At 45.0% G+C, this 4,831-nt stretch carries 7 protein-coding genes; 3 read left to right on the top strand and 4 right to left on the bottom strand.

The genetic code is table 11. The annotated features are described in order from the left end of the window. The 3 genes from AB4232_RS22045 to AB4232_RS22035 form a co-directional block, all read left to right on the top strand. Positions 1-1,213 (top strand): ABC1 kinase family protein (locus AB4232_RS22045; protein ID WP_372088014.1); only part of this gene is annotated, 1,213 nt, incomplete at its 5' end. Between the two features lie 104 nt (positions 1,214-1,317). After that, on the top strand, positions 1,318-1,863 hold the full coding sequence (locus AB4232_RS22040) for a glutathione peroxidase (protein ID WP_004736397.1): 546 nt from the start codon (positions 1,318-1,320) through the stop codon (positions 1,861-1,863). Further along, positions 1,860-2,327 (top strand): DUF3429 domain-containing protein, encoded by a 468-nt coding sequence (locus tag AB4232_RS22035; protein ID WP_108214309.1) that lies wholly within the window; start codon positions 1,860-1,862, stop codon positions 2,325-2,327. Before AB4232_RS22040 ends, AB4232_RS22035 begins: the two co-directional genes overlap by 4 nt. Positions 2,328-2,370: 43 nt before the next feature. Here the strand turns inward: AB4232_RS22035 and AB4232_RS22030 are convergent, their stop codons facing one another. From AB4232_RS22030 to AB4232_RS22015, 4 genes are all read right to left on the bottom strand, one after another. Then, entirely contained in the window at positions 2,371-2,805 is a 435-nt protein-coding gene (locus AB4232_RS22030; RefSeq protein WP_108214310.1) for an N-acetyltransferase, read from the bottom strand. A 39-nt stretch (positions 2,806-2,844) separates the two neighbouring features. After that, the gene (locus AB4232_RS22025; protein ID WP_372088013.1) at positions 2,845-3,621 is read right to left on the bottom strand and encodes a phosphotransferase family protein; all 777 of its coding nucleotides are present in this window, start codon (positions 3,619-3,621) and stop codon (positions 2,845-2,847) included. Positions 3,622-3,658: 37 nt separating this feature from the next. Further along, positions 3,659-4,273, bottom strand: coding sequence for a LysE family translocator (locus AB4232_RS22020; RefSeq protein WP_017089636.1), 615 nt, complete (start codon positions 4,271-4,273; stop codon positions 3,659-3,661). A 130-nt stretch (positions 4,274-4,403) separates the two neighbouring features. Further along, on the bottom strand, positions 4,404-4,757 hold the full coding sequence (locus AB4232_RS22015; RefSeq protein ID WP_017084580.1) for a hypothetical protein: 354 nt from the start codon (positions 4,755-4,757) through the stop codon (positions 4,404-4,406). Positions 4,758-4,831 lie beyond the last annotated feature (74 nt).

Below are 4,831 nucleotides of genomic sequence, written 5' to 3'. Positions count from 1 at the left end.
GCAAATAGCACGAGGCAACAGGCCTAAAGCAAAAGACTTACTGCTAACGCCACAAAACATTGCTCGTCTAACCGATCAACTCGCACACCTGCGCGGTGCAGCAATGAAACTGGGGCAGATGCTATCAATGGATGCAGGCGATGTCTTAGAACCTGAATTAGCCGACATTCTTTCTCGCCTGCGCTCAGACGCAGATCCTCTGCCAACAAAGCAGCTCAACCAAGTGTTAGAAAGCTCACTCGGCATCAACTGGAAAGCCGAATTCCTTTCCTTCAACTTTAAACCTATTGCCAGCGCATCTATAGGCCAGGTTCACCAAGCCTATAGCGATGCGGGAGACAAACTTGCCATAAAAGTCCAATACCCAGGCATTCGAAAAAGCATCGACAGTGATGTAGACAACGTAGGTACATTGCTCAATATCGTTGGTTTGATTCCCAAGTCTGTCGATTACAAAGGCTTATTAGAAGAGGCAAAAAAACAACTACATGATGAAGCCGACTATGCTCGCGAGGCTGACTATGCGACTCGTTATCACAATGCATTAAAAGAACACTCTCACTTCGTTGTACCTAAAATTTACCCTCAAATGTCTTCAGAATCAGTGCTCGCCATGGACTTCATTGAAGGCGTCTCGATAGAGCAAATAGAAGGTTACGATCAAAGCACCCGTGATTTTGTGATGCACAGCTTGCTCGAGCTTCTGTTCAAAGAGTTATTCGACTTCAAGATGGTGCAAACCGATCCCAACTTCGCCAACTATCTTTACGTTGAAAACACGCGACAGATTGGGCTTTTAGACTTTGGAGCAACCCGAGAATACAGCGGCCGCTTCAGTGATGGCTATCGTTTGGCTTTTACCTCTGTGATTACTCACGATGAACAAGGACTCAACAAGGCGTTAGAGCAGATTGGATTTTTTAGCGAGACCATCCTCCCAGACCAGCGCCAAGCGATTCTCAACTTAGTGAAAATGGCCTGTGAACCCATGCTTGTCGATGAAGATTACGACTTCAAAGCCAGTGGTTTAGCCCAAAGGCTTCGTGAAGCGGGAACCATACTCAGCATGGAGCAAGAGTATTGGCACACGCCACCAGCAGACGCTCTATTCCTCCACCGAAAGATTGGAGGCATGTACCTGCTGGCATCTCGCCTTGGAGCCAAGGTGAATATCAGGCGCTTGGTGGCGCCCTATTTGCTAAGCGTCAGCTGATACTTAACTGATAGCTGATACTGAAGCAATTCTGGTCTTTAAAGTGATCATTTTAAGTCGTTGAACAGTAATAACAGTTACGCCAACTAAAATGAGTCAGACTTATGAAACATTCACTGCTGTGCTCCACCGCCCTAATCGCGAGCCTAACAAGTTCATTCGCTTTTTCAGCAAGCTGCCCTGATATACTCAACGGCAAACAAAGGCTGTTAAATTCAAACGAAGAAATTGAGCTGTGTGAAGAGTTTCAAGGCAAGACTTTATTAATCGTGAATACGGCAAGCCAATGCGGTTTCACGCCTCAGTTCGAACAACTTGAGCAGCTTCACCAAACGTATAAAGATGAAGGGTTCACGGTTGTTGGTTTCCCAAGTAATGATTTTCGCCAAGACAGAGGAAGCGAGGAGCAATCCGCTAAAATCTGCTACCTAGATTATGGTGTGACTTTTCCGATGATGGCGCGCGCTTCACTATCTGGGCCAGACGCAAACCCAGTCTTTGCCGAAATCCAACAACAAGCCGGTATCAAACCAAAATGGAATTTCTACAAGTTCTTGGTCAGCAAAGAAGGCAAAGTGATAGCAACCTTCCCGAGTTCTACATCGCCAACCAGTAGTACCCTCAAAAATGCAATAGAGCAGCAGCTATGAGGTCAGGTTACTTGGAGACAACTCAAACACGCAACACCATGGCCAAGCTGGGTTATATGGGTTTAATACCGTTTTTGTTCGGTCTACTGTTATCACTCACCGACAGTCAATTCTTCAGCTTGAGCGGCGAAACACTCTTCATCACTTACAGCGTGGTTATCTTGAGCTTTTTGTCGGGCATTTTGTGGGGCAATGCGATAGAGAACTTCGAAAGCCAATCCAGCAATAAGGCTCTGATTCTAAGCAATGTTATTGTGTTGGCAGCGTGGCTAGCGGTGCTACTCGGTGAACAGAAAGAGTTCCTCACCACTCTGATTCTGATCTTAGGCTACATTGCGGCTTGGCGAGCGGAAAGGTCAGTGAGAGAAGAGAACCAAAGTGAAGGCCCCGACGGCTATTTTGATATGCGAACACGATTAACCTCTAGCGTGGTTTTGATGCACGGTATCGTAATGCTGACTTAAGCCAGCGTATACCGGCATCTAAACAGACACAGTGAAACTTGAACTAGACGATGAGCTGCATGACCAAACGAGGCTCATCGTCTCCGAAATAATTACTCTCTTCTTTGATGGTCAAGAAACCCATCGACAAGTACAGCTCACAAGCCGAGCTGTTGTTTGGATCAACAGTAAGCAACAGCTTGGAATCTTGTGGCAAGGTTTCTATCGCCTGCTGCATCAATGAACGGCCAATCCCCATGCCTCGGTAAGCAGTATCCACAGCCAGTGACAAAACCCAATACTCTTGTTGTTTATCGGTTGGCGTCATTAACACATAGCCCGCAACCTGCGAATCTTGTTTCGCCACCAGCAAGCCCTTCCCCCAGCAATCAAATGCCTGACGAAAGAAAAACAGCGGATAGGCGTGATCGCCAAACAAAGCATGTTCAAGCTGGTAGATATCAGCCAGTTCTTGTTTTTCCGCACAGACAATATTCATACATCGACCTTAAATAGATTAACTACAACTGCGATTCGGCTACAACTGACCTTCAAATGAAGCCAGCCAAGTTGGCAATTGCTCTCTAAACCAATTGATGTACTTGGAAGCTTGCGGGTTGTTACGCGTGACTAATATATTCGTCACTTCTACTACGATCCAGCTTTTAGCGATGATCAATTGCTTTATTAATTCTTCACGCGGAATCAAGGTGTTATGGCAAAGATACTGTTCAACAATCAGCTCATAATCTTTCAGAGTACCCATTTGAGAAACGAGTGGCGCCAAGTCTATCGCGGGGCTACCAAAGCCAAACCTCTCCCAATCAAACAGCACCAACTGACCGTTATCTCTTCTTCCCCAATTTCCTTCATTGGAGTCACCCGAAATTAATGTGTCATGATTAAAAAGAGCATCACTTTGCGATTGAATGTACTTAAGACTGTCTTGCGTAACTAGAGGCAACTGTAGGGAAGATAAAGCCGATGTGGTGTCATCTAAACTCCATTGATGACGCTTAACTTCGAATGTTGGTCGATATTGAGAACGATGAATACTCGCGAGCTGCTGAAATACGTCACTTGTCGTTTGTAGCTCAGTAAGACAAACCGAATTAGGAATGTATTCGAGAAAAAGCTCACAACCATCGGCCGCAAGAAGTCGAGGCGTATTCACTCCATCAAGATACTGCGCTGCGTGTTGGTAAAAAGCGACTTCAACCTCGCCAGCCCCTTGTTTATGTATACAAGAAGCGCCATTACGCTGAGTTAAAGAAACCAGCGCAGCGCCCATTTGTGAAAGGTCTTGATTACTCATCGCATTCCTTCTATCCGTGTAAACAGCAGAACGAACCCTACTGACGGCTCACTAACAAATTCGCACCAGATAAGGCAAGAAACACAGAACATGCTTTATTGAAGCGCTTGGCCATTTGAGGTTTTGAAAACCAATTTCGTAGATATAAACCAAAGGCCGCATAGATAGAAATCGCGAGCATTTCTAATACAAGAAACGTGCTTCCTAAAACAAAGAATTGAGTATTTACGTTCGCTGAAACATCGACAAATTGAGGGAGGAATGCAGTAAAAATGAGTATCGCTTTTGGATTGCCCGCTGCGAGCGCGAACTCTTGTTTAACCAGACCAAACCAATTCTTATTTCGTTCGATATCCGCGACCGGGCTGGCTTGTGAGCGCCATAGGTTGAACGCGATCCACAACAGATACATCGCGCCAAATAGCTTAATAAGGAAAAACAAAGTTTCAGAGGTATAAAGCACGACAGCCAAGCCGGATGCAGCCAAAGCAATCATGCCAGAAAAAGCGAGGATTCGTCCCAGGCCCGCTACAAAGGCGGCCTGAAACCCATAACAACGGGCGTTGTTCATTGATAACAAATTGTTTGGGCCCGGTGTCATGTTGAGCGCAAAACAAGCGGGGATGAACAGCAGTAACTTCCAGATTTCCATTGGTGCTTCCTAATTGCCAGATGCCGCGGTGATTGAATCGTTGAACGAGACTTTACCTTTTATAACAGCATTTAATATCTTTGGTAGCAACATTTGAAAGCAGTAACCATTCTCTGGCACACCGTGCTAATTAGTTCTCAAAAAATTTCTCATATTCTGGCGTAGACAAATTTTCCGCGACGCCAATTTCACCGACAATATAGATAGCACTCGCAAGGGTTTCGATGGTTTGATTAAGCTCTCTATCGGGCACTTCACCAACAACAGGAACCGACGGGCGTGCAGACGTTGATTTGCAGACCACGCTTTCACAAACGATATTGTGTTGTTCCTGCTGAGAAACTTCTGGCGGCTTGAAATCTGGTGAATTGAAGTCGGGAGCAGTAATACCCTCGCTTGAAAAATTAGAGGCGCTGTATGAGACAGCTGAAAACAGAGAAAGGAGCAGCATCCACTTATTCATATATCTTTCCATCGTTAGCATTCGTTATATTTATAAATACTATCTAATTAAAATAATTATGAACAGTGTTTTATTATTAATAATTCATATATCTC

Origin of the sequence: Vibrio sp. 10N.286.46.A8 (assembly GCF_041470165.1) — a bacterium.
Lineage (GTDB): Bacteria > Pseudomonadota > Gammaproteobacteria > Enterobacterales > Vibrionaceae > Vibrio > Vibrio tasmaniensis_A.
Note: the sequence above shows the minus strand (reverse complement) of the source record. Positions and strands in the feature narration are given on the sequence as shown.